This window comes from Methylomonas sp. LW13, assembly GCF_016865255.1.
Classification (GTDB): domain Bacteria; phylum Pseudomonadota; class Gammaproteobacteria; order Methylococcales; family Methylomonadaceae; genus Methylomonas.
Genome location: NZ_CP033381.1, coordinates 4,253,018 through 4,277,808, shown reverse-complemented (window position 1 = coordinate 4,277,808; position 24,791 = coordinate 4,253,018). Strand labels below are relative to the sequence as shown.

19 protein-coding genes are annotated in these 24,791 nt (G+C 54.6%); 5 read left to right on the top strand and 14 right to left on the bottom strand.

Annotation, left to right across the window (positions count from 1 at the left end; translation table 11 throughout):
* Positions 1-46 precede the first annotated feature (46 nt).
* The 3 genes from JL719_RS19255 (at position 47) to JL719_RS19245 (ending at position 2,112) form a co-directional block, all read left to right on the top strand.
* Complete coding sequence (locus JL719_RS19255; protein WP_033158372.1) at positions 47-811, top strand: exodeoxyribonuclease III; 765 nt, start codon at positions 47-49, stop codon at positions 809-811.
* A gap of 98 nt (positions 812-909) precedes the next feature.
* A complete protein-coding gene (locus tag JL719_RS19250; protein WP_174843461.1) occupies positions 910-1,527 on the top strand; it encodes a uracil-DNA glycosylase family protein in 618 nt (205 codons plus the stop codon).
* A gap of 60 nt (positions 1,528-1,587) precedes the next feature.
* The gene (locus JL719_RS19245) at positions 1,588-2,112 is read left to right on the top strand and encodes an REP-associated tyrosine transposase (protein ID WP_033158471.1); all 525 of its coding nucleotides are present in this window, start codon (positions 1,588-1,590) and stop codon (positions 2,110-2,112) included.
* A 229-nt stretch (positions 2,113-2,341) separates the two neighbouring features.
* On the opposite strand, the gene JL719_RS19240 is transcribed toward JL719_RS19245, so the two are convergent.
* From JL719_RS19240 to glnE, 9 genes are all read right to left on the bottom strand, one after another.
* Complete coding sequence (locus JL719_RS19240) at positions 2,342-2,719, bottom strand: hypothetical protein (RefSeq protein WP_033158373.1); 378 nt, start codon at positions 2,717-2,719, stop codon at positions 2,342-2,344.
* A 383-nt stretch (positions 2,720-3,102) separates the two neighbouring features.
* Positions 3,103-4,611 (bottom strand): efflux transporter outer membrane subunit, encoded by a 1,509-nt coding sequence (locus tag JL719_RS19235; protein ID WP_084153395.1) that lies wholly within the window; start codon positions 4,609-4,611, stop codon positions 3,103-3,105.
* Positions 4,608-6,545, bottom strand: a complete 1,938-nt coding sequence (locus tag JL719_RS19230) for a MacB family efflux pump subunit (protein WP_033158374.1) — start codon at positions 6,543-6,545, stop codon at positions 4,608-4,610. Before JL719_RS19230 ends, JL719_RS19235 begins: the two co-directional genes overlap by 4 nt.
* Positions 6,542-7,750, bottom strand: a complete 1,209-nt coding sequence (locus JL719_RS19225; RefSeq protein ID WP_033158375.1) for an efflux RND transporter periplasmic adaptor subunit — start codon at positions 7,748-7,750, stop codon at positions 6,542-6,544. Before JL719_RS19225 ends, JL719_RS19230 begins: the two co-directional genes overlap by 4 nt.
* 583 nt (positions 7,751-8,333) lie before the next feature.
* On the bottom strand, positions 8,334-9,566 hold the full coding sequence (locus JL719_RS19220; protein WP_033158376.1) for a DNA adenine methylase: 1,233 nt from the start codon (positions 9,564-9,566) through the stop codon (positions 8,334-8,336).
* On the bottom strand, positions 9,559-10,350 hold the full coding sequence (locus tag JL719_RS19215) for a hypothetical protein (protein ID WP_033158377.1): 792 nt from the start codon (positions 10,348-10,350) through the stop codon (positions 9,559-9,561). Before JL719_RS19215 ends, JL719_RS19220 begins: the two co-directional genes overlap by 8 nt.
* Before the next feature lie 177 nt (positions 10,351-10,527).
* The gene (locus JL719_RS19210) at positions 10,528-12,174 is read right to left on the bottom strand and encodes a phospholipase D-like domain-containing protein (protein ID WP_033158378.1); all 1,647 of its coding nucleotides are present in this window, start codon (positions 12,172-12,174) and stop codon (positions 10,528-10,530) included.
* Positions 12,175-12,274: 100 nt separating this feature from the next.
* Positions 12,275-12,907: a ribonuclease T2 family protein gene (locus JL719_RS19205; protein ID WP_051670306.1), complete on the bottom strand. Its 633-nt coding sequence runs from the start codon at positions 12,905-12,907 to the stop codon at positions 12,275-12,277.
* A 63-nt stretch (positions 12,908-12,970) separates the two neighbouring features.
* The gene (gene glnE / locus JL719_RS19200; RefSeq protein WP_033158380.1) at positions 12,971-15,844 is read right to left on the bottom strand and encodes a bifunctional [glutamate--ammonia ligase]-adenylyl-L-tyrosine phosphorylase/[glutamate--ammonia-ligase] adenylyltransferase; all 2,874 of its coding nucleotides are present in this window, start codon (positions 15,842-15,844) and stop codon (positions 12,971-12,973) included.
* A 62-nt stretch (positions 15,845-15,906) separates the two neighbouring features.
* On the opposite strand from glnE, the gene JL719_RS19195 reads away from it, so the two are divergent.
* Both JL719_RS19195 and JL719_RS19190 read left to right on the top strand, forming a co-directional pair.
* Positions 15,907-16,485, top strand: coding sequence for a cytochrome c (locus JL719_RS19195; RefSeq protein ID WP_033158381.1), 579 nt, complete (start codon positions 15,907-15,909; stop codon positions 16,483-16,485).
* A gap of 3 nt (positions 16,486-16,488) precedes the next feature.
* Positions 16,489-17,979, top strand: a complete 1,491-nt coding sequence (locus JL719_RS19190; protein ID WP_033158382.1) for a DcaP family trimeric outer membrane transporter — start codon at positions 16,489-16,491, stop codon at positions 17,977-17,979.
* A gap of 62 nt (positions 17,980-18,041) precedes the next feature.
* Here the strand turns inward: JL719_RS19190 and JL719_RS19185 are convergent, their stop codons facing one another.
* From JL719_RS19185 to ubiB, 5 genes are all read right to left on the bottom strand, one after another.
* Positions 18,042-18,854, bottom strand: coding sequence for a general secretion pathway protein GspB (locus tag JL719_RS19185; RefSeq protein WP_033158383.1), 813 nt, complete (start codon positions 18,852-18,854; stop codon positions 18,042-18,044).
* Positions 18,855-18,864: 10 nt separating this feature from the next.
* Positions 18,865-20,382, bottom strand: a complete 1,518-nt coding sequence (locus tag JL719_RS19180; protein WP_308441612.1) for an ExeA family protein — start codon at positions 20,380-20,382, stop codon at positions 18,865-18,867.
* Positions 20,383-20,937: 555 nt separating this feature from the next.
* Positions 20,938-21,285 (bottom strand): TrmO family methyltransferase domain-containing protein, encoded by a 348-nt coding sequence (locus tag JL719_RS24430; protein ID WP_201799002.1) that lies wholly within the window; start codon positions 21,283-21,285, stop codon positions 20,938-20,940.
* 1,018 nt (positions 21,286-22,303) lie between these two features.
* The gene (locus tag JL719_RS19170) at positions 22,304-23,053 is read right to left on the bottom strand and encodes a hypothetical protein (protein ID WP_033158386.1); all 750 of its coding nucleotides are present in this window, start codon (positions 23,051-23,053) and stop codon (positions 22,304-22,306) included.
* 164 nt (positions 23,054-23,217) lie between these two features.
* A complete protein-coding gene (gene ubiB, locus JL719_RS19165; protein ID WP_033158387.1) occupies positions 23,218-24,786 on the bottom strand; it encodes a ubiquinone biosynthesis regulatory protein kinase UbiB in 1,569 nt (522 codons plus the stop codon).
* Between the last annotated feature and the right edge of the window lie 5 nt (positions 24,787-24,791).

Here is a 24,791-nt window from a genome sequence, read left to right as displayed (position 1 = left end):
CCGGTAAAATACCCAGTCAATTCGGTCTATCCCAATGGAACCCCACATGAAAATCATCTCCTGGAACGTCAACGGCATTCGCGCCGTGCAAGATAAAGGTTTTGCCGATACGCTCAGCCAACTCGATGCCGACTGCGTGTTGCTGCAAGAAACCAAGGCTCAAGACGAGCAAGTCAGCAAGGCTTTGGAAAATATACACGGCTATCACCTGTACTCCAACTCCGCGGAACGCAAGGGTTATTCCGGCGTGGCGATATTAAGTAGGCAGGAGCCGCTGCAAGTGATGCACGATATGGGCATCGCTGAACACGACCAGGAAGGCCGGATCATCGTCGCCGAATTCGAGAAATTTTATTTGTTGAATGTCTACGTGCCTAACTCTGGCGACGGTTTGGCGAGACTGGATTATCGGCAGACTTGGGATAAAGAGTTTTTAGCCTACATGCAAAAGCTGCAAAGCCAAAAACCGCTGATTGCCTGCGGCGATTTCAACGTCGCCCATCAAGCCATCGATATTGCCCGCCCCAAAGCCAATTACAACAAATCGGCCGGCTATACCCAAGTCGAGATCGATGGTTTCAGCAATTTTGTGGAGGCCGGTTTGATCGACAGTTTTCGGCACCTGCATCCGGATACCGTGGCTTACAGCTGGTGGAGCTACCGCGCCAATGCCCGTGAAAAGAACATCGGTTGGCGGATCGATTACGTGCTGACCAGCCAGGCGCTGCTCGGGCAAATCAGCGATGCGTTCATTCTGCCGGACGTATTCGGCTCAGATCATTGCCCGGTCGGCATCGAGCTGGCGCTTTGAGCGAAATGATCGAAAAGTCCCCTCTCCCTCCGTACCCGCAGGGCATAAAGGAGAGGGTTAGGGTGAGGGATGTTTTTAATTTTTTTATTCCGACAATCATGAGCGACCAACAGCATTTGCTACAACACCGTCAAGCGCTGCTGGCCTGTACTCGCTGCCCGGCCATGATCCGCCCGGTGGTCAGCGGCAAGCCGGTGCTGTCGCCGGTGTTGCTAATCGGTCAGGCACCCGGCGATAAAGAAGGGGTGTTGGGCAGGCCGTTTGCCTGGACGGCGGGTAAGACGATGTTCAAATGGTTTGCCCAGATCGGCCTGGACGAAGCCAGTTTTCGGGAGCGGGTCTATATGGCGGCGGTCTGCCGCTGCTTTCCCGGTAAAAATCCCAAAGGCGGCGACCGCGTACCCAATCCGCAGGAAATCCAGCAATGCGCGTCCTGGCTGCAAGCGGAAGTCGAGCTGTTGCAGCCCAAGTTAATCATCCCGGTCGGCAAGCTGGCAATTCAACAAATGCTACCGGTCGATAAACTCAGCGATGTCATCGGCGGTTTGCACCACTTGAATTTTCACGGCCACGACACCGACGTCATCCCACTGCCGCACCCCTCCGGCGCCTCCACCTGGCATCGCACCGAGCCGGGTGCCGGTTTGCTGCAAGCGGCGTTGGCAACTATTCAGGCGCATGCGGCCTGGCTGCAAGTGTTGGGGCGTCCAACGTAGGGCGCAATAACCAACGGGCATTGCGCCGCATTGAATCAACTTGCTATTGAAAATAAAAAAATGGATTACCGAAGAATTTGGCACCCTGGCGGTACCTATTTTTTTACCATCAATTTGTTACAAAGGAATGGTAACGATCTGTTGATTCGACATATTCAACCGTTAAAAGATGCGATCAAAACGGTAAAAACACATCACCCGTTCAAAATTCACGGTTGGGTGGTATTACCCGAACACATGCATTGTTTAATCGAGTTACCGGAAAACGACATCGACTACGCTACGCGAATACGGCTGATAAAAATTGGATTTTCCAAGGCAATACCCAAAACCGAAAGCAGATCGAACGTGAGAGTTAGACGCGGAGAACGCGGAATATGGCAACGGCGTTATTGGGAGCACCTGATACGGGATGAAGCTGATTTTCAAGCCCACTTGGATTATATACATTACAACCCGGTGAAACATGGCTGGGTAACACAAGTAAAACACTGGCCATACTCGACTTTTCACCGATGGGTTGAAAAGGGCGTCTATCCGTTAGATTGGGCAGGAATTGACGGAGATTTATATGACTTTGAGTAACTTTAAAATACGGCACAATGCCCTTTGGCTATGGTGCCTTACGGTTTTCGTGTTACAAGTCCAATTGTAGGGCGTCAATAGGCGCAGCCGTATTGCGGCATATGTTGGCCTTCAAGCATGCGGCGCATTACGCTATCGCTAATGCGCCCTACGAGCTGATGATGCACCGCACGGCCGCGACGGCCAAGTGCACGGCTGTTGGGGCTCGGCTTGATTGAGGGGTTAGGCATCACTTTGGGAGTAGTGCGCGGAAGCTCTCCGAAAGCAGAAGTAACAGAACAAAGATGGTCCCCAAAATGATTCCAGCGATATGCAGCCAACCGGCGGTTCTCTGGTTGGAGTCCGTGGACTTAATGTGTTCAATTGATTGGTCGGCGTAAAGCCAGACTAGACTCCAAGCTAGGCCAACTGGGTACATAAACATCGCCGCGCCTAGCGAAGTGCCGAGAATTTTCTCGATGAAGGTAAAGACGGTTCCGGACAGTGCTGCTCCTATGAGTGCAACAACTACTTTCGCTGCGTCTGACCAGTTTGTCGTTTTGCGTACCGCAATGCAGATGAGACTGCCGATAAATACGCCGAGCGCAAGCATCCCAAGATGTCCCATTTTTCATCTCCTCCTGTTTAGGTGTGAACCTTGGCTCTCAACTCTCAGCTGATTGTCCGCGCCGTCCTCAATCCGAAGTACAGAGCGAGCGATAGATGTTCCGGTGATGCCTAACGTAGTATATAAGACATTGTCTGTCTAATAATCCAATACATTATGTCGTATAACTCGATTGCAATTTAGACAAGTTATTGTTTATTAAGTAATTAACTTCGAGAAAAAGGACATGCCGTGAAAACAAGTACGACACCGGTGCTATCCAAGAATCTGCACAACCCAAGTACCCAAGAAAAGCCGTTTTCAATTTCTTGTTCTTGATCAGGAGAATAGTTGCCTTTCCGATATTAAGCAAGGCTGTAACATCTTCCCCAATCCATCTGCCGCTAAGGCCCTGGCCCCACAGCCGACAAATCCGTATTCTGCTCATTCAACGCCCAACCGCCACCCAGCGCCTTATACATCTGCACCTGGGAGACCAACACATCCAATCTGGCCTGCACCCGGCTGTTTTCGGTGGTCAGGTAGCTGCTTTGCGCGTTCAGCAGGGCTTGGTAATCGACCGCGCCGAGCCGGTAGCGGTTTTGCGAGATGTCGTAGGCCAGTTTGGCTTGGGCGGCGGCGTGTTGCAGGGCTTGCAGGCGGCGGCTGGAGTTGGCGTAGGTGGTGGCCGCGTCTTCGACTTCCTTGAAGGCGGTCAATACGGTTTTTCGGTAGTTTTCCACCAATTCGGCATTCGTTGCCAGGGCGTTGCCCAGGGCGCCTTCCAGGCGGCCGCCCTGAAACAAAGGCTGGGTCAAGCCGGCCGCCAGACTGGCCGCCACGCCGGCCGGTTGCGGGTTGGATAATACGCTGCTCAGGCTGAGCTGCAGTTTGGGATAAAACGCCGCGCGGGCCACGGCGATGTCGGCATTGGCGGCGATCAATTCCATTTCCAACTGGCCGATGTCGGGCCGACGTTGCAACAGCGTGGCCGGCTGCTCGGCGGCGATTGCCGGCACGCTCAGTGCGGCGAATTGGGCCGGTTCCAGCACCAGATGTTGCGGCGGATGGCCCAGCAAAATGGCCAGCGTGTTTTCCGCCAGGGTTTGCTGTTGAGTCAGTAAATCCAGATTGGCGCGGGCGTTGGCTTGGGCGGTGCGCTGCTGCGCCACTTCCAGTTCGTAAGCGGCACCGGCCCGCTGCCGGGCTTCGATGATGGTCAAAATCGCACTGACCGTGTCCAAAAAGTCGCTGGCGATTTGCCGGCGCTCCTGGATAGCCAGCAAATTGAAGTAGGCCTGGCCGACATCGGCCATCACTACCAATTGCAAGGCATCGCGGGCAAACACCTGGCTGAGCAAGCGCGCGCTGCCGGCATCGCGCCGGGCCCGGTTGGCGCCCCACAAATCCACTTCGTAAGCAATGTCCAGCTGGCCGCTGGTTTTTTGCGTGTCGCTGGCGTTGTTGCGGGTGTCGGTAAAATCGCCGTTTACGCTGGCGGCCGGCCATAGCCCGGCACCGGCGATGCGTGCCTGGGCGCGGGCTTGTTCGATCCGCTGGCGGGCGGCGTTCAAATCGTTGTTATAGGCCAGTGCGTCGGCCATCAACCGGTTTAACTGTTCGCTGGCAAACGCCTGCCACCATTGCGGATTGATGTTGGCGCTGTTGGCTTGTTCGGCCTCCCGCCATTGCGTAGGCGTTTCCACGACGGGGCGCTGGTATTCGGTCAATAAATTGCAGCCGGTCGTCAACGTCAATAGACCAGCTAACGCGGCGACGGTTAGGAAATTTGGAACAATTTGATTCCGCTCATGGTTCGACAAGCTCACCACGAACGGCTTCAACTGTTTACCGTTCGTCCTGAGCTTGTCGAAGGACGAATTTCGGCCTTTCTTGAGATAGTACCTATTCATTCCGCCGCCAAGGCCACGACCGGGTCCAGATGGGCGGCTTTGCGGGCAGGTAAATAACCAAACAGCAAGCCGGTGCCGAAGGCGCAGGAGAAGGCCAATATCGCCGGCAACGGCGAGAACAATACCGCCATGTCAAAATACTTCAGCACATAACCGGCGGCAAAGCCCAGCAACACGCCCATCAGCCCGCCCAGGGTGCAGACCACTGCCGCTTCGGTATTGAACTGCAATAAGATGTCGCGGCGGCGGGCGCCGGTGGCGATGCGGATGCCAATCTCCCGGGTGCGTTCGGTAACGCTGACCAGCATGATGTTCATCACGCCAATGCCGCCCACCAGCAGGGAAATCGCCGCGACGATGCCCAGCATCAGGGTAAAGGTGTTCTGGGTTTCGGTGGCCGATTCGATGATGGAGGCCATGTTGCGTATCCGAAAATCCTCGGTCTGGTGGCGGGCGATCAACAAGTCGCTGATGGCTTGTTGGGTAGCGTCGATTTGGCTTAAATCGCCGACCTTGACGGTGATGCCACCCAGATATTTCTGCCCAAACAGCCGAATCAAACCGGTGCTGATCGGCACAAACACACCATCGTCGCGGTCGCTGCCCATCGCATCGGCGCCTTTGGGCGACATCACGCCGATCACTTCAAACGGAATATTGCCTATCATCACAAAGCGGCCGATAGGGTCTTCGCCTTCCACAAAAAGCAGTTTGCGCACGGTTTCGCCCAGTACCATCACCGGTGCATAGCGGCGTTGGTCGCGTTCGTCGAAGAAGTCGCCGCTGCCGACCGGCCAGTCGCGCACCGAGGGCATACTCGGCGCAACGCCTTGCACACTGGTTGAATAATCAATCGAACCATAACGCACCGTCAAACGACTGTTGCGTTCCGGTGAGGCCGATTCGACATTGTCCAGTTCAGCAACCGCCTCGGCATCGGCCAGCGTTAGCGTTGCCACGTCGCCGCCACCGCGAAAGCCGGTCAGGCCGGGACGGATAGACAGGATATTGGTGCCCATCGTCCGCATCTGTTCCAACACTTTTTCCTGGCTGCCCTGGCCGACGGCCAGCATCGTGACGACCGCGGCGACGCCGATCACAATGCCCAGCAAGGTGAGGGCGGTACGAAATAAATTGGCGCGTAAGGAGCGCAATGCCGTTTTGGCGGCTTCGCCCAGTTCGGCCAGCAAACCAGCCGCGCCGATGCCGCGGTGCTGGGGAGGGGGCAATCGCTGTCCGCTTTGATTGGCGGTGCCGTCGCTGACGATTTTGCCGTCGGCGATATGAATGACACGCTGGGCGTGGGCGGCGACTTTGTCGTCGTGGGTGATCAATAAAATGGTGCGGCCTTCCTGATGCAAGGCTTTCAACAAGGCCATCACTTCCGTACCGCTTTGGCTGTCCAGCGCGCCGGTAGGTTCGTCGGCCAGGATGACCGGCGGATCGTTCATCAAGGCGCGGGCGATAGCAACCCGTTGCTGTTGGCCGCCGGACAGTTGCATGGGTTTGTGACCGCTGCGTTCTGCCAAACCGAGTTTGCCGAGCAATTGCAAGGCGCGTTGCTGGCGTTCGGCTTTAGGTAGACCGGCGTACAAGGCCGGAATTTCCACATTTTCGGTGGCGGTTGCTGTGTTCAACAGGTTGTAGCGTTGGAAGACAAAGCCAAAGCTTTCCCGGCGCAGCTCTGCCAGTTGGTCAGGGTCTAAATCCGCGACATTTTGCCCCAGCACTTGGTAGCTGCCGACATCGGCTTTATCCAGACAGCCGATCAGGTTCATTAATGTGGATTTGCCCGAGCCGGACTGGCCGATGATCGCCACAAATTCGCCGGGCCAGATGCTTAGCGAGACATCGTCCAGCGCGCGGACGATGGCATCGCCGTTGGGGTAAAAGCGTTGAATATGCTCAAGTTGCAGCAGGGGCAGGGTGCTCATAGTCTGGGCACTCCGGCGCCGGGATAGCCTTGATTGTTTTTGCGGTTTTTAGCCTTGTCGTCCATGCCGGCGTTGATTTGTAGTTTGTCGCCGACGGTCAGGCCATCCAGCACTTGTGCAAAGCGCCGGGTTCTCAAGCCGATTTGGACGATTTTGTCTTGCACGCCTTGTTCGGTAAGGACTTTGATTTGGTAAGCATGACCGCTGGCTTTATCTTCCTTGCGTTGGCGTGGGCCCAGTGCGTTCACAGGAATCAGCGGCACTTGTTCGGCCTTGCCCAGCACAAAAAACATCTGGGTGCTCATGCCGGTCATCAGTTGCCGGTCGCGGTTATCGACATCCACCAGCACGTTGTAAAGCACCACGTTATTGATCACTTCCGGTGTCGGCAAAATCTGCCGCACCGCGCCTTGCCAGCGGCGTTCGCCGGAACCCAGCGTGGTGAAATACACCGGCATGTCCGAACGCAGGCGCATCACGTCGGCCTCGGCCACTTGAGCGCGCACTGTCATCGTATCCAGTTTGGCCAGTTGCAGGATGGTGGGAGTGGTTTGGTTGGCGTTCAGGGTTTGACCTTCGCGGGCTTTCTGATCGACCATGGTGCCGTCCATCGAGGCAAAGATTTTGGTGAAACCCAGATTGGTTTTGTCGCCGTTTAAAGTCGATTGCACCTGTTCGATTTGGGCTTGCAGCGATTCGGCGGTAGCTTTGGCGTTTTTCAAGGTGAATTCGCTGTTCTGAAAGTCCTGGACGCTGACGCCCTGGCTTTTCAGCAGTTCGCGGTTGCGGTCGTATTGTTGTTGGGCAAACACCACTTGCGCCTGCTGGCCGGCCAGTTGCGCCTGCAAATTTTTGATATTGGCTTCGTCGGCCGCAACGCGAGCGGCGTAGATCCGTGGGTCAATCTGCGCCAGCAATTGGCCGGCCTGGACGTTGTCGCCGATTTTAACGTAGATTTTTTGCAACTGGCCGGTCACCTGCGCACCGACATCCACGTATTCCTTGGGTTCCAGCTTGCCTTGGGCGGTGACGTTTTCTTCCAGATCGCCCAGCGTTACTTCCACGCTATCGGCTTTGTCCTGGTTTGCGTGTTTGGGTTGCTTGGCAAAATACCAGCCGCCAACTGCGACCGCGATAGCCAATAAAAACAGAGCAAGCCAGCGCAGACGCCGGCGGTTTGGGGAGGAAACGAGCGATTGCTGCATGGCAATAATGTATGTCTACTTGAGGATGACGGATAGTTTCCCGACCGGCAGTAGTGGCGATGGCTTCGACAGCGGATAGCAGGATATGGCTTGGCGGGATGCAGGAACGCTAGCTCAAGCCGCCCGCCAAGTCTGCAGGGAGTTTATGCTTTGGTATCGGGCTTGGCAATACTGGGAAGGTAAAGCTTGGTAAAGATGAGGTATCGGATTTTGGTTAGCGTCAATCAAGCAGGGAAGTAGTCGCAGTCGACCCAACGCGGAAGTTCGTGTATTTATCTTGAATGTCGGTTTAAAATTTAAATCGGCCATTCAAATAATAAAAATTGTAGGGTGGATAAGCGAAGCGCCATCCACCATGGGAACGCAAATAGGTGGATGACGCTTCGCTTATCCACCCTACGGCCCTGGGGTAGGTTTGTGACCTTTCCAGTCGTATAGTGCTGAGCCTGTAAGCTAATTACACGGCCTTTGCCGCCGGTCGCGGTCATACAATCGAGTGATTGTGGCCGGCATCTCGCAGCTTGCTGTCATTGAATAGGCAATTTGAGTTGGAGGAATACTCCCAAATTGATCCTAAATGTAATTACCCCGGCCAACGAGCAGTAACGTCATACTCGAAAAGCGCCTTGTTGCAGTTCCGCTTCCGTATGACCATCGAATCAGTGTTTTCGTACCCAAGCATCAGCAGGGAGGCAGTCAGAATCGCTGGGGTATCAACCATGTTTCCGAAGAAGCTGGAATTGCCGACAATGTAATGAAGCTCTGCACCCGGCTCCAGTACGTTTGGTAGCGACGATAAATGCAGGTGCATGTCATAGAAGTACTTGAGCACATAGGTCGCCATGAGCTGAGCATTCTTGCCGTCGCTCTTTGCGATGCGTCCAACCGCATCAGTTAGAACCTCCGGGAGCACTTTGCCATTTGGTCCCCATTCATTTAGGCGACTTGTAGCGATCCCCCAAGTGCCGCCTATCGCCTTCCAATCCATCTCACCCGCTTCTCGGGCTTCTTCAAGAAACTTCATCCAATACATGTATGGGCGAAGTTCTCTAATATAGCTGATGCGATTCGGATAAGGGGGGGAGGTGACGACAAGGTTGAAGCGCCGCCCCATTTCTGGAATAGCGCGGGCATCCACCGCAACAACCGCCCCCTGGCCGCGTAGCTGGGTACCGCTAGAGGCAAGCACGGCATCGAGAATGACTAGATACAGGTCTGTCACATGCTCGACTTCGTGGTCTATCGTCTCCGACGAGAATGACATGGACACGTGATTGAAGGCGGCTGCAGAAGTCTCTATCACCAACCGACAGAAGGCCACCCACGCCAGCCCGGTCGCTCGATCTTTCGCCGGCTCTCCGAACACTTCGACAAGCCCTGTCCGAAGTGCCGCTAGAGCTTGGAGTGTATCGGCTGACCACCAGCGCTCGATGTTGAACAGGCGGGGGGTCCAATTGTCCTTCTTCATCAAGGCGGGAACCCGAGCGATAGCCTGTTGCGCACCGTCTTGCACTAAGGCCAAGTGATCAGACGAGTATGACCGACACTTCACATTGCCAAGCCAGATCAAGAACGGATTGATGTCGAATGAAAGCGCAGAGTTGCCATGCTCCGCCGCCGTAAGTGTCGTGGTCGCAGTCCCGGAGAACGGATCAAGAATCGCAATATTGGGGGGGAATCTGGCGATTATCTCCTTCACCAGCTTTACAGAGTAGGCCGGAGTAAGCCGGAGCCAGCCGTGGCGACCGAGCGACTTGTTATGCTTAAACGTGAGGTCCGAGCGTTGCTTAACGGAATGGCGCGTGACTTCAAGCATTCAACAAGGCTTCCAGCGCTTCTTGGACTTCCTTCTGGATTGCGGGGGAGTTGCGCTTGAAAAAGTCGGCAAGATCAAAGCCCAAGACCTCCTTGCAGAAGGCGAACAGGGATGCGGTCGATGCGTCGTCTGCACGACCGACCAAAACTCCACCTCGGCTGTTTTGATAGCGAAGGACCAAATCACCGTCAATCTGACCGGAGAAGATGGCAAACACGGGCATGTAGCCTTGTGCCCAAGCTACGGCGATGTTGTCGATATCGCCGTTCTGCCGTTTACTATCCTTGCTCTTGTACCCCTGACGAACCTCGAACACCGCGCCGTGGTCGGGGATCTTCGCACCAAGAATTCGGCAGTATTCGGCAACCCACTCGTTCACCCGTGCCTTCACCGCAGCGTTCGTAATGTCATCGAATTGGAGGCGACCATCAAGCGAGAGTGTTTTGTCTTTCCCTGCGCTCGTCTTAGTCTTGTAGGACCATGTGGCGCTGTTCCTGTCCGTGTAGCCCGTGGCATCGATGATGATTTCACGAAAAAGGTTCTCGCACCCCTTGCCGATTTGCCGGTACACCGAGGTCATACCGCCTGCGGCTTTGTGGGCTGCATACATCAGTTCAGAATTCAGGCCGCACCACGCATAGAACGGGTCGGCCCCGTACAAGTCAAGAAACTGCGGAAGGGATACGCCTTCTTCTTTATTTCCCTGTCCAAACTTTGGTTTGTACCGCTTGCATACCTTCAGCGGGTCTAAAAACTTCTTCAACAACTCTTTCTCTGTCGCCACCGGCGATTCCTCTTCATTCTTGGTCTAAAAGCCGCCTCAAAGGCGGCGTTTCCATTATCCCACAATCAGAAAGGCCGAATCCCTGGAATTGACCGCCCGTCTGTATTCAGGATAAAGAGGCCCATTGAATGCCACTTAATCCAAACAATTGGTTCGCTAAAGACTTGCCTAACTCAACTAAAAAAACGCCAACCTTGCCGCCTCGCGCTCGCCGCCGTCGAAAAATCGCAAAGCCCATTGGTCGGTAGGGTCCAGAAAGCCGGCTTTGGGATCGGTTTTCTTTTGTTTGGCGGTCCAGCTGACATAGTCGCGAAAATAGTAATGATCGAACATACGCATGAACTCGCCCAAATACACGTCGGCGACCGCTGTGTCGCCGATGATGAATAGCTGGTTCTCGTCGTTGTAACGGCAGGAATTGGTGCTGAAGTTGGCCGAGCCGGTGACGACCAAGGGCTTGTCGGAAAGCGGATCTACCAGCAGGATTTTGGTATGCACATGCACACCGGAATGATGTTTGGATTCGGCCAGCAGCCGGCCTTGCCATTGCTCCAAAATGGATTTTTCATCTATAGCGGCACTGGCCGCCAATTGGGTGTTGGGCGCGTCGTGCAAGGCTTGACCGACTACGCTGCGGGTGTTCAACAAGCCCAAGACGTGAGCAGGCGCTGCGGCCAGGGCCGCTTCCAGGTCGTCGTGCATGGCAAACGGCGCGGTAAAGCAAATCAGGCGTTTGCTTGCCGTTACCCATTCCGCGCATTCGTTGATGGCTTCGGTGGATTTGCGTGGGCTTAGTACCAGATGCGAACCCGTCGCGGTCGTGGTCGGCGGTTGGGTTAAACCCATCGCGACTTTCCGCGAGTCGGCGCCGGGCAAGCTGGGGTTTTTCCAGACGGTTTGATGCCACTCGAAATATTGTTTGGCGGCTGTGGCATCACTGATGACGTGGCCGACGTTGGATTGCCCGTAAATCGCGCTATCGGTGAAATTGGTCGAGCCGGTCCACACCGACAGCGGTTTGCCTTTGCCGTTGCTCAACACCATAAATTTGTTATGCGAGATATTCAAACCGGCACCGGTGCGGGCTTTGCAGACGCTTTTCAAACCGTATTTTTTGATCTGCGGCAGCGCGTCGAGTGAAGGGCCGTCGCCTTTGGCGTCCAGCAAGCCGTCGTACAAAATCTCCAGCCTGACCTTGCGTTGCTTCGCGCGTTTAAGTGCCTCGAAAAATGCGTCCTTGGCAAATTCGTATAAAAATAAATGTAAGCCCTGTTTGGCTTTGGCCGCGTCTATATAGGCGATCAAGGCCTCCTCCAGGCCGCGCGACAGCCAGCGGCGCGCATTTTCATCGACAATCTCGCCGGCCGGCAAATGTGGAAAGCGCGATGCAAAAGCTTGGCTGGCAGCCGCACTGCGGTTGAAATGCACCGCATGACCTTGGCTGCCGATGGCGGCGGGTTGTTCGCAATTGACTTGCACGGCTACCGAATCGAAAGTCTTTAACGCGCCTGGTTTGCCGGTCAGCGCATGGACGGTGTAGGTATAACTGCGCCCAGGCTTGGTAGTGTAGTCACCCCAATGAAATTTCTGGATCGGGTGATGACGGCTGCTAACGCTGGAGCCGTCGTCGCCGGGTAGCTCGAAGCGCTTTAAGCCGCGCAGCCAAGTGATTTCGCCGTTTTCATGGTCTGTGCGTTGGATGCCGAAGCCGAGCAAGCCGCTGCAATAGGCTTTCGGGCAGGTAAATGCCAGCAGCACCACGTAGGTGCCGGCGATCGCTCTGACTTGCAAGCCCTTGGGGCTGATATTAATTTCGCTACGCATGGCCGTCTCCGTTTAGATAGAGTGGATGACAAGTTTAGGTCTGTTAACCCTCGGTTGCGAGGCTGGCAAGCGTCAAGAAATCGCTGTAAAGCCCCCGCAGCTATTTAATATTCCGCACCAAAAAATCCTTTTGCCCGCAAGATTTCGCCGCACTTTTCACCACGTCGGCGCTGCAACTAGCTGTCGCGCCGCTCTTATCCAAACACACGAACATTTCCTTGAAAAACCGTCCGCCGCCGCTGCAGAATGGGGCGATGGCTTGCTCTTTCAGCCAGGGGTTGACGTCGGCAAAGGCGTTTTTCAAAACTTCGGCTGTGGTTCGGAAAGGTTTTTGCGGCCGCTGGTAGGCCTCCGGGATGGCGACTTTGCTTTTCAGTGCTTGCGATAATTGAAAATAACCGGCTTGGGTTAATCCGGAGCAGGTGCCGTGCTTTTCCCATTCGTGTTCGAACAGAAATTCGGACGGATAAAGCTCTGGAAACGCTTGAGCTTGACTAGGTGCGTAGGCTTCCTTGGTGCAAAAGCTTGGATAACCAACGTTGTATTGCGGCCAAAGGCCATGCAGTACCAAACCCAGTTTTTTGCCGCATTGTTCGCGGTCTTTGGGCTGTTCCTCGCAATAGGTGGGTGACCAGGATAAGGCCAGCACATACCCATCAAACTTGCCGGGCTTGCCGTTGGCGGCCAGGGCGGTCGAGAACGCTGCCAAACACAGCAGTAACCAAGCTTTCATAAATTTCTCCAAGTCTTAGAGTTTAGGGCGAGGAATTCGCCGTCTATATTTTTTAGCTCAGTATCAGAGCATAAACTGCTGCCAAATCCGCTCCACTTCCTTGCGCAGTTCTTGAAATTCGTCGCCGTGCGCGGTGGCGCTGAGGCCTTGCAATACCTGATGATGGCCGTAATCGCGGTAGGCGCAATAAGCTTGTTTTAGCAAGGCGGCATCGGCTGGCGAGATAAAACCGTGCTGCTGTAAACCTTCCAATAGGCGGACGTTGTCCGTGTAAGTCGCTAGACTCGGCTGCTGCGCGGTTTCTGCGAGGACGCCGAACTGGACGATAAACTCGATGTCGGCGATGCCGCCCTGGCTTTGCTTTAGATCGAATATCGACGGGTCTTTGGGGGCCAGGTTGTCGCGCATTTTTTCACGCATCTCCCGCACCTGGGTTTTCAGTTCTTCGCGATCCCGCGGTAAGGCTAAAATCCGGCCGCGGATGGCTTTGTAGCTGTGTTTCAAACTTTCGTCGCCGGCCACGAAACGGCCGCGCACCAAGGCTTGATGTTCCCAGGTCCAGGCTTCGTTTTTTAAATACGTTTCGTAATGGTCGATATGCGTGACCAGCAAGCCGGAATCGCCGTTGGGCCGCAAGCGTAAGTCCGCTTCGTAGAGGATGCCGGACAGCATTTTGGTATCCAGAATGTGGCGGATTTTTTGGCCCAGGCGCAAATAAAACTGGCCGGCGTTAATCGGTTTTTCGCCGTTGGTTTGCGCGTCGCCGTCGGCGCAGGCATATAAAAATACCAAATCCAGATCCGAGCCGTAGCCCAGTTCGATGCCGCCGAATTTGCCGAAGGCAATGATCGCAAAGTTTTGCGGATCGGGGCCGGTGCCGGGCGGGTGGCCGTGCTTGCTGACCAGCATTTGCCAGGCGCATTGCAACACCTGCTCCAGAATGGCTTCGGCGGTCCAGGTCAGGTAATCGCTGACGATCATGACCGGTATCACGCCCATGATGTCGGCGGCGGCCACCCGCAACACGTTCAGATGCTTAAATTGGCGCAGCGCAATCATCAGTTGTTCGCTGTCCTGGGTATCGACGCGCGCCAGTTCGCGCTGCAAGTCCTCGCGCAAGGCCTGCTTTTGCAGTGGGTCGTAGAGCGAACGGGTATCCAGCAGTTCGTCGAACAGAATCGGATACAGCGACAGATATTCGCAAATCCACGGACTGGCAGCCGCCAGTTTGATCAGCTGATTCAGCGCGTCCGGATTTTCGGCCAGCAAGGCTAGATAGACGTTGCGGCCGGCTACGGCTTCGAATAAATCCAGAATGCGCAGCAAGCTCGCATCGCTTTTTTCGCTGTTTGCCACTTGTTCTATCAGTTGTGGCATTAACCGGTCCAACACCCCGGCCCCCTTGCTGGTCATGCGTTTAATCGCGTGCGATTCTTTAAAATCGACGAGGGCTTTTTGGATGTTCATCGGATCGGCAAAGCCATAGTCGGCCAGTGCTTCCAGCGCCAGTTCGTTGTCGGCGGGGCTGGCCCAGATCAAGCGCGCGCTTTGCTGTTTATTGTCCTGTTCGCTGAGTGAAAACACCTGCTCGAAAATGTCCTGCACCGATTCGCGCACCTGGTCCAGTTCGGCTTTGAACGCGCTCCAATCCTCAAAATCCAGCGAATACGCCAGAATTTGTTGTACCAGCGGGTTAGCGGGGAGGTCGTGGGTTTGTCTGTCCTGGTATTGCTGGATGTGGTTTTCCACGCGCCGTAAAAACCGGTAGGCAAATTTTAAGGTGGCCACATCCTCGACCATCATCAACCCCAACTCTTCCAGTACGCTGAGGATGGTTTGGATTTCACGTTGCTGCAAGGCGACGTCCTGGCCGCCGCGGATCAATTGAAAGGCTTGGCCGATGAACTCTACCTCGCGGATGCCGCCGGGGCCGAGTTTGACGTTGTCGGCGCGGTCGCGGCGTTTTAGCTCCTGGGCGATTTGGAATTTTAACGAGCGCAGTTCCTCGAAAGCGCCGTAATCCAGATAGCGGCGATAGACAAACGGTTTGATCAGCCCCGCCAGTTGCTTGCCGGTATTCAAATCGCCAGCCACTTGTCGGGCCTTGATCATCGCATAGCGTTCCCATTCCCGGGCTTGGGTTAGGTAGTATTGCTCCATGCCGTCGAAATTCATGATTAACGGGCCGCTGTCGCCAAACGGGCGCAAGCGCACATCGGTACGGAATACAAAACCGTCCACGGTAATTTCATCCAGCATTTTCACCAGTGAGCGGCAGATACGGGTGAAGAATTCGCCGTAGCTGATTTCCTTTTTCTCGGTAAGGACGCCGTCTTCGGCGTAAGCAAAAATCAGGTCGATGTCGGAGGAATAATTCAATTCCCAGGCCCCGAGTTTGCCCATCCCCAGCACCACGATGTTAAACGGCGTGCCGTCGGCCAGCGTGGGTGTGCCCCAGCGCGCGCAAGCCTGCCGGTATAAAAAATCCAGCGCGGTTTGAATGCAGACCTCGGCCAAGGCGGTTAAATCCGACAGCGTTTCGTCCAGATCGGACCAGCCGGCCAGATCGCGCCAGGCGATTCTGATCATCTCCCGGCGGCGGAATATGCGTAATTGCCTGGCTAGGGCAGGTTCACCGTCGGCATTGCCGTTTTGTTGCAGTGCGGCGGCGTAATCGGCGCGGCGCAGCGGGGCGAATAGATCGGTGGATGTCACCAGCTCCGGAATCAGATCGGGATGGCGCAGCCAGCTTTCGCTGATAAATTGGCTGCAAACACAGACTTTTAGTACCGAAGCGCAAAATACGGCGTTGTCGAAAATCTGGCGTTGCTCTTGGCTAAGCTTTTCGTCGAGCTTGGTGCAAAAGTCGGAGGCCAAAGTCCGCAGTTCATCCGGCAACAGTACCGTGTGCTGGGACAGCGAATCGAAAAGTGACATAGGCGGGATCCTGTCGGAAGAACGGAAGCAGCATGATACCTAAACTGCAGACGCTACCCTAGATGGCGGCTGAAAAAATATCCACACAGGAATCGGGTAAACTTAAACCAGGCCAGGATGCGGCTGAACGCCGCATCTTGCAGATTGATCAAATCGGAGCGCAACGCATGAAAACCCTGTATCTAGCCGCACTACTATTGATGTTGGGCGCTTGTAGCCAAAATAATCAGTATGCGAACTTGGAGGGTGGGCGCAGCCAAACCGGCCAGCCGGCCTTGCATGCGGTGCGGGACAAGCGCTTGCATGAATTGATGGACCGGATGAATAGCCTGATGCAGGAGCGGTTTATGACCGAGCAGCAATTAGACGTGGAGCGCCGCAAATATTCACGGCAAATCGGCGAAGCAGCGCGGGATTTGGCGGCTACTGTCGAGATCATGATTGCCCGTATGCCCGGTTTGCAGTTAAACGCAGCCGAACAAACCACGTTTCTGGCCTTGGCCGGCAAGCTGCGCGAAGAGATGCGCCAATTGCAGCTGCTTGCCGAGCAAAATCATATAGACGCCATTCCGGATAGCTTGCATGAAATCAACACCACCTGTACCTCTTGTCATGCCTTATTCAGAAAACTGGGGAGCTAGAGGATGAGCAAATTTTTACAACTATGTCTCATGTGGCTGTGCTGTTGGATGGTTAATCCCGCGCAAGCGGCCGACGAAGACATCAAGGCTTTGCTGAAGGCCTTAAGTCAGCAAGTCACTCAATTACAGAGTCAGGTTGAGCGTTCCAATGCCAGGATCGAACAGCTGGAGCAGGAGTTGCAGCATGTCCGCGCCGAGCAAGTTGCTGCCGGCAAGGCACCGGTCAGCAATACGGTGCAAGCTGCGGTGGCGTCTCCGACAACGGTAGCGACGGGTGGCACCGCTTCCGCTTTGGTGAGCGATAAGGCCAAAGAGAAGCCGGCGGTGACGGTTGGCGATGTGAAAGGCACGTTTAAAATTCCCGGCACCGACACTTCGGTGGGTTTGGGCGGGTTCGTGAAAATGGACACCTTGTTTAACAGCGTCAGCGCCGGGCGTGACAGGCTGGGCGATCAGCAACTGGCGATGGCGCAAATTCCGGTGGGTGCGGCCGGTGAACGTGGGCAAATTACGTTTCACGGCAAAGAAAGCCGTTTGTGGTTCAAATCGTTTACCCCGACGACTGACTGGGGCGACATCAACACCTATATCGAGTTTGACTTTTACGGCGATCCGGCAACGTACACATACACGCCGCGTTTGCGCCACGCCTACGGCTCCATCGGTCATTTTCTGGCTGGACAAACCTGGACTACCTTTCTTAACGTAGCCGCATTGCCGGATACGTTGGATGTGGGTGGCTCTGCTGGCGCTGTCGCCAGCCTGCGCGATCCTTTGGTGCGCTGGAGCGAGCCGTTTAATTGGCTGGATACGCCGATGGAGTGGCAAGTGGCGTTGGAGGCGCCGCGCAGCCGTTTGTGGGTCGATAGTGCGCTGGAGACTTCTTCCAGTAAAAGTACCAATCCCAATTTGGATGCGGGGTATTACACTACGCCTAACGCTGATCGTTATCCGGATGTAATCGCTAGGCTCAATCTGAATCCGGATTGGGGCAATGTGTCTTTGGCGGCGGTCGGCAGGCAGTTGCGCTATACCCATGGCACGACCGGTTATCGACAAGCGGAGTGGGGCGGCGGGGTTAACGTGGCCGGACGGATTAATACGTTTGGCCTGGATAATATGCGCTTTATGGCGCATTACGGCAAAGGCGACGGGCGCTACGTGTCTACCAATAACACCTTCGCCGATGCGGCGCTGGATCAACACGGCGCTATCGAGATGGTCAATGCCTACGGCGGCATGTTGTCTTATCAGCATTGGTGGGATAAGCAATGGCGGTCTAATGTTACCTATGGTTTTGCGCAGGCGGATTACCCCAGTTACGCAAATACGGTGCTGAGCCGCCAAGTACAATCCGTGCATGCCAATTTGCTATGGAGCCCGGTCAGTCAGGCCATGTTCGGCGTGGAATATACTTATGCGACGCGCGAGTTGATCGATGGGCGGGATGGCGTGTTACAGCGGGTGCAGTTTTCAGCCAAATATAGTTTTTGAATTTGGCTGCAACAAATTCCAATGGGCTGGGCTGAAGGCGATAGGCATTCCGCCAGCCGCTATTAGCGTTTGATCTTGAACACTCGGCCCTGATAGCGGACGACAATCCCGTCCTCCACTATTTCCTTCAGTTCCAACTGGTCTTTGATCGTCTGGCCGGGTACGTATTTTACCATGTCTATCATCACGAAACGCTCCGCCGGTGTGGGTGAATAGCTAAATACATTAATCGGTAGATTTGGCAACGACTGGCGCACTTCCGGCGGTAAGTCTTGTAAAGTGGGCAAGTCGTTTTGTGGACTTGCTAGCGCGACTGGCTCCGGTTTTTTCGCTACGGCTTGTTCACTGGGTTCTTCGATGCGTTGCGGAACAAGTTTAGATTGTCGTTCTATCTCGGCTGTCGGCTTGCTAGCCGGCGCTGCTGCGGTGGTTACCGTCGGTAAGGGCTTAACCGGCTGCGCTGGCGCAACGGCCGGTTTAACCCGCTCGACCGGCTCAACTGCTTGTTTTGTGTTAGCGGCGAGTTTTTCGGCTGCCGACGTCGGATTGCGAGGCGGCTCAGTTTTGGGCGTGGGGGCAAGCTTTGCCGGTTTCGGTGGACTATCGGCCGGCAATTGTGGATTTGCTTTCGCGATCAACGGCGCCGCTTCTTCGATATTGACGAGGGGCTGTGGTTTTTCTGCGGGTGTCTGTGGCGCGATGCCCAGAAAATAAATCAAAATCGCCAAGTTCAACAGGACCAGCGCAACGATGATCTTAGTCATGCCATGTCGTTCCGGCATTTGCTCGATAGCGATGCGGCTGGTCACCGAGTCGGGCTGCATGGCTTGGCGTTCTCGTTCGGATTTGCGCAATGCATTCAAGATGTAAGACATATCAACAAGCCTAGCGAGTGGTGATTGCCAAATGGGGCGCAGCAGAGGCGCCGCTTTGGTTATCCAGATGGATCAGGGTGCGGGCGCCGGCTATGCCGTCGGGCGTCAGATGGTGCCGGCGTTGGAAACTAGACAACTCGGCTTTCAGCGTTTCATCGAAAATTCGGGAAGCCATGTCGCCAGCAGGTTTGCCGGTGATTTTACTTAACCGTTCGCGCAGCCAGAGCACTGCTGCGGATTGCTGCGTGGGAGCGATTTCCGTGACCCCTGGATGCGGCGGTCGCCACAGCAACAAATAATTGCCGTCCCAGAGGGTTACCAACTCCGCGAGCGGGATGTTGACGGTGTCCTTCAAACGGATGATCGCCGAATCATGCTCAACGCCGGTCAACAATACATAGCGCTTGGCGCCGGTCGGGTCGGAAAAAGCCAGAATCGCCGGCCGGTTTAAGGTCAGTAACTCTTGCCAATTGCCCTTGCCGAATAAGCACTGCAAACCCAGCGTCGCTACCGTAGCGCAATCCGCAGTGCGGCCAGGAGGGGCGGATAGATGCCAAGTATTCAACGACTCGGTCACGGCTTCGGCAAAGCTGAGGCCGGCCTGATCCAGCTGATCGGCAAAGCTGACCGGCTTGGCGGCGGGGATGGGCGCTGCCGGGACTACGGGTTGTTGGGCAATAGCCGGTTTGGCCGGTTCAACAACGGGCATCGGCTGAGACCAAAACTGCAGCCCGGCCCAAGCGCCGATCACCAAAATCGCGGCGGTTGCGCTATACCAGCGCCGTTTGGTTTTTACCGACCCCAACACTTCCTGTGCCGCCCGGCGAATGATTGCGGGGTTGATTTCCCGCGCATTGGTGGCGTAAGCGCCCAACAAGGCCCGGTCGCACAGAATGTTGATCAGGCGCGGCACGCCTTGCGAATACTGGTAAATCTTGCGGATGGCCGCTGGATTGAACAGCCGATGGTTGCCCTTGCAGACCCGCAAGCGATGGCGAATATAAGCTCGGGTCTCGTCCAATGACAAAGGCAGCAAATGATAGCGGGCGGTGATGCGCTGATTGAGCTGGCGCAAATCTTGGCGGGCCAGCAACGCATTAAGTTCCGGCTGTCCGACCAAGATGATCTGTAACAGCTTGGCTTTGCTGGTTTCCAGATTGGTCAGCAAGCGAATTTGCTCCAATACGTCCAAGCTAAGGTTCTGCGCTTCGTCGATCAACAATACCGTGCGCCGGCCTTGCGAATAAGCGGCCAGCAGGTATTGATTGATGGCGTCGATCAGCTGTTTGGCCGCGAAACCGGCATGGCTGATGCCCAACTCGTCGCAGATCGTCGCCAGTAATTCCTGTGTCGTTAATTTAGGGTTCAAAATCAAGGCAATATCCACATTTTCGGGCAATTGTTGCAGCAAGCAATGGCACAGCGTGGTCTTGCCGGTGCCCACCTCGCCCGTCAAAGCGACAAACCCACCTCCTTGATTAATGCCATACAGCAAATGCGCCAAACCTTCCTGATGTCGCTCGCTCATGAACATGAAATGCGGGTCAGGCGAGATCGAAAATGGCAATTCGCTGAAATTGAAGTATTGCTGATACAAGGTTCTGGGGCTTCAAGAAAATGGTCGGACGATGCTAATTCAAACCGGGGGAAATTGCACTTAAAAGTCTGTATCGAGGCAAGTCTGGGAGGGCTTTTGGTGTCGCTAACGCGACGGTTGTTTTAATGTCGGGTCTCGGCCCGACAGCCGAGTAACTTTTCTTTGTTTGGCCAAAGAAAAGTCACCAAAAGAAAAGCCACCCGGATGCCGCTTGTTTCCTGCGCTCCAGAGCTTTTGGCGGGGGTTGGCGAAAGGGGCTTCCTGCCCCTTCGCCAACGTGCGGCATCCCTGCCGTACCCCTTCGGGCTATTCCCACCAAAAGCTCCGGTGCTCGGCGCGGCATACGGGGAAACCCCGTCGCGAGCTCAGGGCTTTGACGTTTCTTTTGGATTTTGCTCGTAGCTCGTAGGGCGCAATAACCAACGGGCATTGCGCCGTGTGTCGATTCATTCGGCGCATTGCGCAGAAACTAATGCGCCCTACGGGCTACTTGTGCAGCCAATAGTCACGCATGAGTTCATGTGACCAGACGGGCTGATGAACTTCCTGGCGTGGCAGGAACTCAACCATGACGGGTTTGATGTCGAGCACTGGCGTGCCATTGATGGCATCCAATTCAGCGACGAAAAGCTTCGCCCCTTCCACACGAATCACACGGCAGATCGTGCTGCCGATGCGGTTTGGCCGATTCTTACCACGTTGCGCGAAGATGCCTACGGCTGGCCACGCGCTATTGTTCCGAGGGTGGCGCGCGCCCTTGACAATTTTTGATGGCTCGACTTCATGGAAAAGAAACAGTACTTCGACATGGGAAAAATCAGAAATCCCTTGCAATGCCTCAAAAGTAAATTCCGACGTCAGCGCAATACACGCTTCCTATCCTCCCCAAAAATCATCTTCCGCATGAGGCCGAACGGCTTCGACAAATCCGATTGCTGTGACTTGTGAGTGCATTGAAACATTTTCCATTTTGATGCCCAACAAAGAATTAGATAGTTAACTGCACATCTAGCACGAATCCGATCTGGCTGCAATAAGCCTATGCTTTATAGAATGTATTTCCTTATGACTGTCTTCCAAGCCATCGAAAATGGCTAGCCGGGTTTCTCCTCGCGGTGAAAAATCAGTGGCGTAGCTGCGAATAGCGAAGCGTATTCGGAGGAACGAGGGGTATGCGAAACATCGTTTGGACCATTTGCGAGGTAGCACACGTCTAGAGTGATTAAGGGATTGCCAACATGTGTTCGAACAGCTCGTAGGGCGCAATAACCAACGGGCATTGCGCTGTGTGTCGATTCATTCGGCGCATTACGCTAAAGCTAATGCGCCCTACGGTCTCTCGAAAGCCCACCGAAAACCGGGATGGTTTTCTCCCGTATGCCGCGCCGAGCACCGGAGCTTTTGAACGGTTCAGCCCGTTAGGGGCGCCGCAGGGATGCGGCGCGTTGCCGAAGGGGCAGGAAGCCCCTTTCGGCAACCCCGTTCAAAAGCGAGGAGCGCAGGACAAATCGGCAGGATAGCCGATTTGCATGCATCGCACCCGAAGGGCGAGGCACAGGGATGTGCCGAGTGAGCTAAGCGGCATCCGGGTGTCTTTTCTTTTGGATACTTTTCTTTGGACAAGCAAAGAAAAGTATCTCGGTTGTCGGGCCGAGACCCGACATTAAAATCAGCCGTCGCGTTAGCGACACCAAACACGAAAGCCTATTAAACGGGTGGGCATAAAAACCAACGGTTATTGCGCCATGTGATGTTCATTCGGCGCATTGCGCTGTCGCTAATGCGCCCTAAGGGCTGCGCGCCTTTACCTCTTAGCGTCCAGCGACCGAATGGAGGGAGGTTGATCGCTATGTTATAGGCTTGGTGACTTTGCATGAAGCCGAATTATGTGGCGCATAAAAGATGATGAAATTTCAAACACGAACTCGATTTCTTCCTCCACCACAGCGTCATCGTGTTTGATGTATGTGTTTTGGTATTTCGCGTAGTAGTCGATCAGCTTCGAGAACATATTCGAGAATTCTTTCGAACCTCCGGCCTCATTGACGAAACTACCGACATTGCCGAGCTGATTTTCGAGAGACTTATCGTTTTTAAAAACACATTTCAGCAATAGTTCCAAACTGAGTCGGAGATCATCAAGCAAGTTTCTGCTAAAGATTCCGTGTTTGTATTTTTGAATTGCCTGCAAGTACAACTCTAGTGCATTAGGGAAGCTGTCGAGCCAGTGGCGCGTTTCTTCGGTGAGTGTCTCGTTAAGCTTAGAAAATTCGTCTTTTGGTGCGAGGTGCGCGAATTGGGAGACTAGCTTTACCTTTAGTGATTTCAGCTCGTCGTATTGCTTGTTGGAGAAGATTCGGTGATCACACAACTCTCTAATAATTTTGAACTGAAGAGGGGGAGGGAAACACTTCAGATTTTCTAGCAGCGCCGTTCGCTTGTTTGGGGCCTCAAACGGATACGCCGCATGAGGAATATTGATGTTGTACTCGACAGCGTAAGCGTTAAAGGATTTCACAACTTCGTTTCCACTCAAGCCTCGGCTGGTATCGGCCAAGATATCAGCAGCGAAGCTCAGAAAAGGGAGAGGGATATGCGACACGAGATGTTTAGCCTCTAACAAGTAATTTGATGGTTAACTGTATATCTACCACATATCATATATTCTCCCGATAAATATATGTTTATTAATGCATATTTCCTTTTGTCTATCGTCCCTGTCTTGCAAATTACCCATCAGATGCTTCCGCAGGGATAAGCGGCAACTCACCCCCCCAACAACGGCGACCGCAACACTATCGCCGCCGCAATCAACACCGCCGCACTGAGAATAGCCCGCAAAGTCCGGGTATTGTTGCGTTTAAGTTGCTTACGTAGCTCCAGCATGTCTTTTTGCTGCTGCTGAAGTTGCTGCTGCATGTGCGCGGCGCTTTGCAGGGCTTGGAATACCAGGCCGGGGACTTCCGGGATCTGTTCGGTGATTTCCGGGAATTTGGCGAACAGCTCCTTGATCTTTTTACCCGGACCAACTCGTTCCTTGAACCAGTTTTCCAGGAAGGGTTTGGCGGTTTGCCACAAGTCCAGGTCCGGGTAAAGCTGACGGCCCAGGCCTTCGATGTTGAGTAGGGTTTTTTGCAGCAAGACCAATTGCGGTTGCACCACCATATCGAAGCGGCGGGCGGTTTGGAACAGTCTTAGCAGTAACAAGCCGAAGGAAATGTCTTTCAGCGGTTTTTCAAAAATCGGTTCGCAGACGCTACGGATTGCCGCTTCGAACTCTTCGATCCGCGTTGTGGCGGGCACCCAGCCGGATTCTATGTGCATTTGCGCCACTTTCCGGTAGTCGTGATTGAAGAAGGCCAGGAAGTTTTCGGCAAGATAGCGTTGATCCGAGCTGGAAAGGCTACCGACGATGCCAAAGTCTACCGCCAGGTATTTGTCCGGCAATTGCACGAAAATATTGCCCGGATGCATGTCGGCGTGGAAGAAATTATCCCGAAAGACTTGGGTGAAAAAGATTTCCACGCCGCGCTCGGCCAGCTTTTTGAAATCGGCATTGCCTTTGCGCAGGGCGTCGATGTCGCCGACCGGAATGCCGTAGATGCGTTCCATTACCAAGACTTTGCGGCGGGTCAGCGGCCAGTGAATTTCCGGGATGTAGAGCATCTCGGAATTCTTGAAATTGGCGCGGATGGCGCTGGCGTTGGAGGCTTCCCGCACCAGATCCAGTTCGTCGAGAATGGTTTTTTCGAACTCGGCAACGATTTCCATCGCCCGCAGGCGGCGGGCATCGCTCCAGAAGCGTTCCGCTAGGCGCGCCAGTTCGTAGAGCAAGCCGACGTCGGAATGAATTTTGTCTTCGATGTCCGGCCGCAAGACTTTAACGATGACTTTTTCGCCGGTGTGCAGCGTGGCGGTGTGTACTTGCGCAACCGACGCCGAGGCTAGCGGTTGCGGATCGAACTCTGCGAAGGCCTCTTCTATCGATTGCCCCAGTTGTTGTTCGATGATTTTGCGGGCCGTGTCAGCGGAAAACGGCGGCACCTTATCTTGCAGTTTGACCAGTTCTTCGGCGATGTCTTCCGGCAGTAAATCCTTGCGGGTGGACAGGGTTTGGCCGAATTTGACGTAAATCGGCCCCAGGTCTTCCAGGGTTTTACGGATGCGGGCGCCGCGCGGTTCGCGGGAGTTGCTGGTCCAATAGTTGGGCGATAAAAACGCGATATAACGGATGGGGCGAAATAAATGGGTTTTTAAAACAATTTCATCCAAGCCATGGAACATCATCACCCAGTTGATATGGATGAGGCGCATCAGAATTTTCGGGCGAATCACGGGGC

Coding starts and splice junctions, on each gene's coding strand:
- JL719_RS19185 (WP_033158383.1), bottom strand. CDS start 18,854: ATGTCTTACATCTTGAATGCATTGCGCAAATCCGAACGAGAACGCCAA.
- JL719_RS19180 (WP_308441612.1), bottom strand. CDS start 20,382: ATGAGCGAGCGACATCAGGAAGGTTTGGCGCATTTGCTGTATGGCATT.
- JL719_RS19235 (WP_084153395.1), bottom strand. CDS start 4,611: ATGAATAGGTACTATCTCAAGAAAGGCCGAAATTCGTCCTTCGACAAG.
- JL719_RS19245 (WP_033158471.1), top strand. CDS start 1,588: ATGGATTACCGAAGAATTTGGCACCCTGGCGGTACCTATTTTTTTACC.
- glnE (WP_033158380.1), bottom strand. CDS start 15,844: ATGTCACTTTTCGATTCGCTGTCCCAGCACACGGTACTGTTGCCGGAT.
- JL719_RS19255 (WP_033158372.1), top strand. CDS start 47: ATGAAAATCATCTCCTGGAACGTCAACGGCATTCGCGCCGTGCAAGAT.
- JL719_RS19190 (WP_033158382.1), top strand. CDS start 16,489: ATGAGCAAATTTTTACAACTATGTCTCATGTGGCTGTGCTGTTGGATG.
- JL719_RS19195 (WP_033158381.1), top strand. CDS start 15,907: ATGGCGGCTGAAAAAATATCCACACAGGAATCGGGTAAACTTAAACCA.
- JL719_RS19230 (WP_033158374.1), bottom strand. CDS start 6,545: ATGAGCACCCTGCCCCTGCTGCAACTTGAGCATATTCAACGCTTTTAC.
- JL719_RS19210 (WP_033158378.1), bottom strand. CDS start 12,174: ATGCGTAGCGAAATTAATATCAGCCCCAAGGGCTTGCAAGTCAGAGCG.
- JL719_RS19220 (WP_033158376.1), bottom strand. CDS start 9,566: ATGCTTGAAGTCACGCGCCATTCCGTTAAGCAACGCTCGGACCTCACG.
- JL719_RS19250 (WP_174843461.1), top strand. CDS start 910: ATGAGCGACCAACAGCATTTGCTACAACACCGTCAAGCGCTGCTGGCC.
- JL719_RS19205 (WP_051670306.1), bottom strand. CDS start 12,907: ATGAAAGCTTGGTTACTGCTGTGTTTGGCAGCGTTCTCGACCGCCCTG.
- JL719_RS19225 (WP_033158375.1), bottom strand. CDS start 7,750: ATGCAGCAATCGCTCGTTTCCTCCCCAAACCGCCGGCGTCTGCGCTGG.
- JL719_RS19240 (WP_033158373.1), bottom strand. CDS start 2,719: ATGGGACATCTTGGGATGCTTGCGCTCGGCGTATTTATCGGCAGTCTC.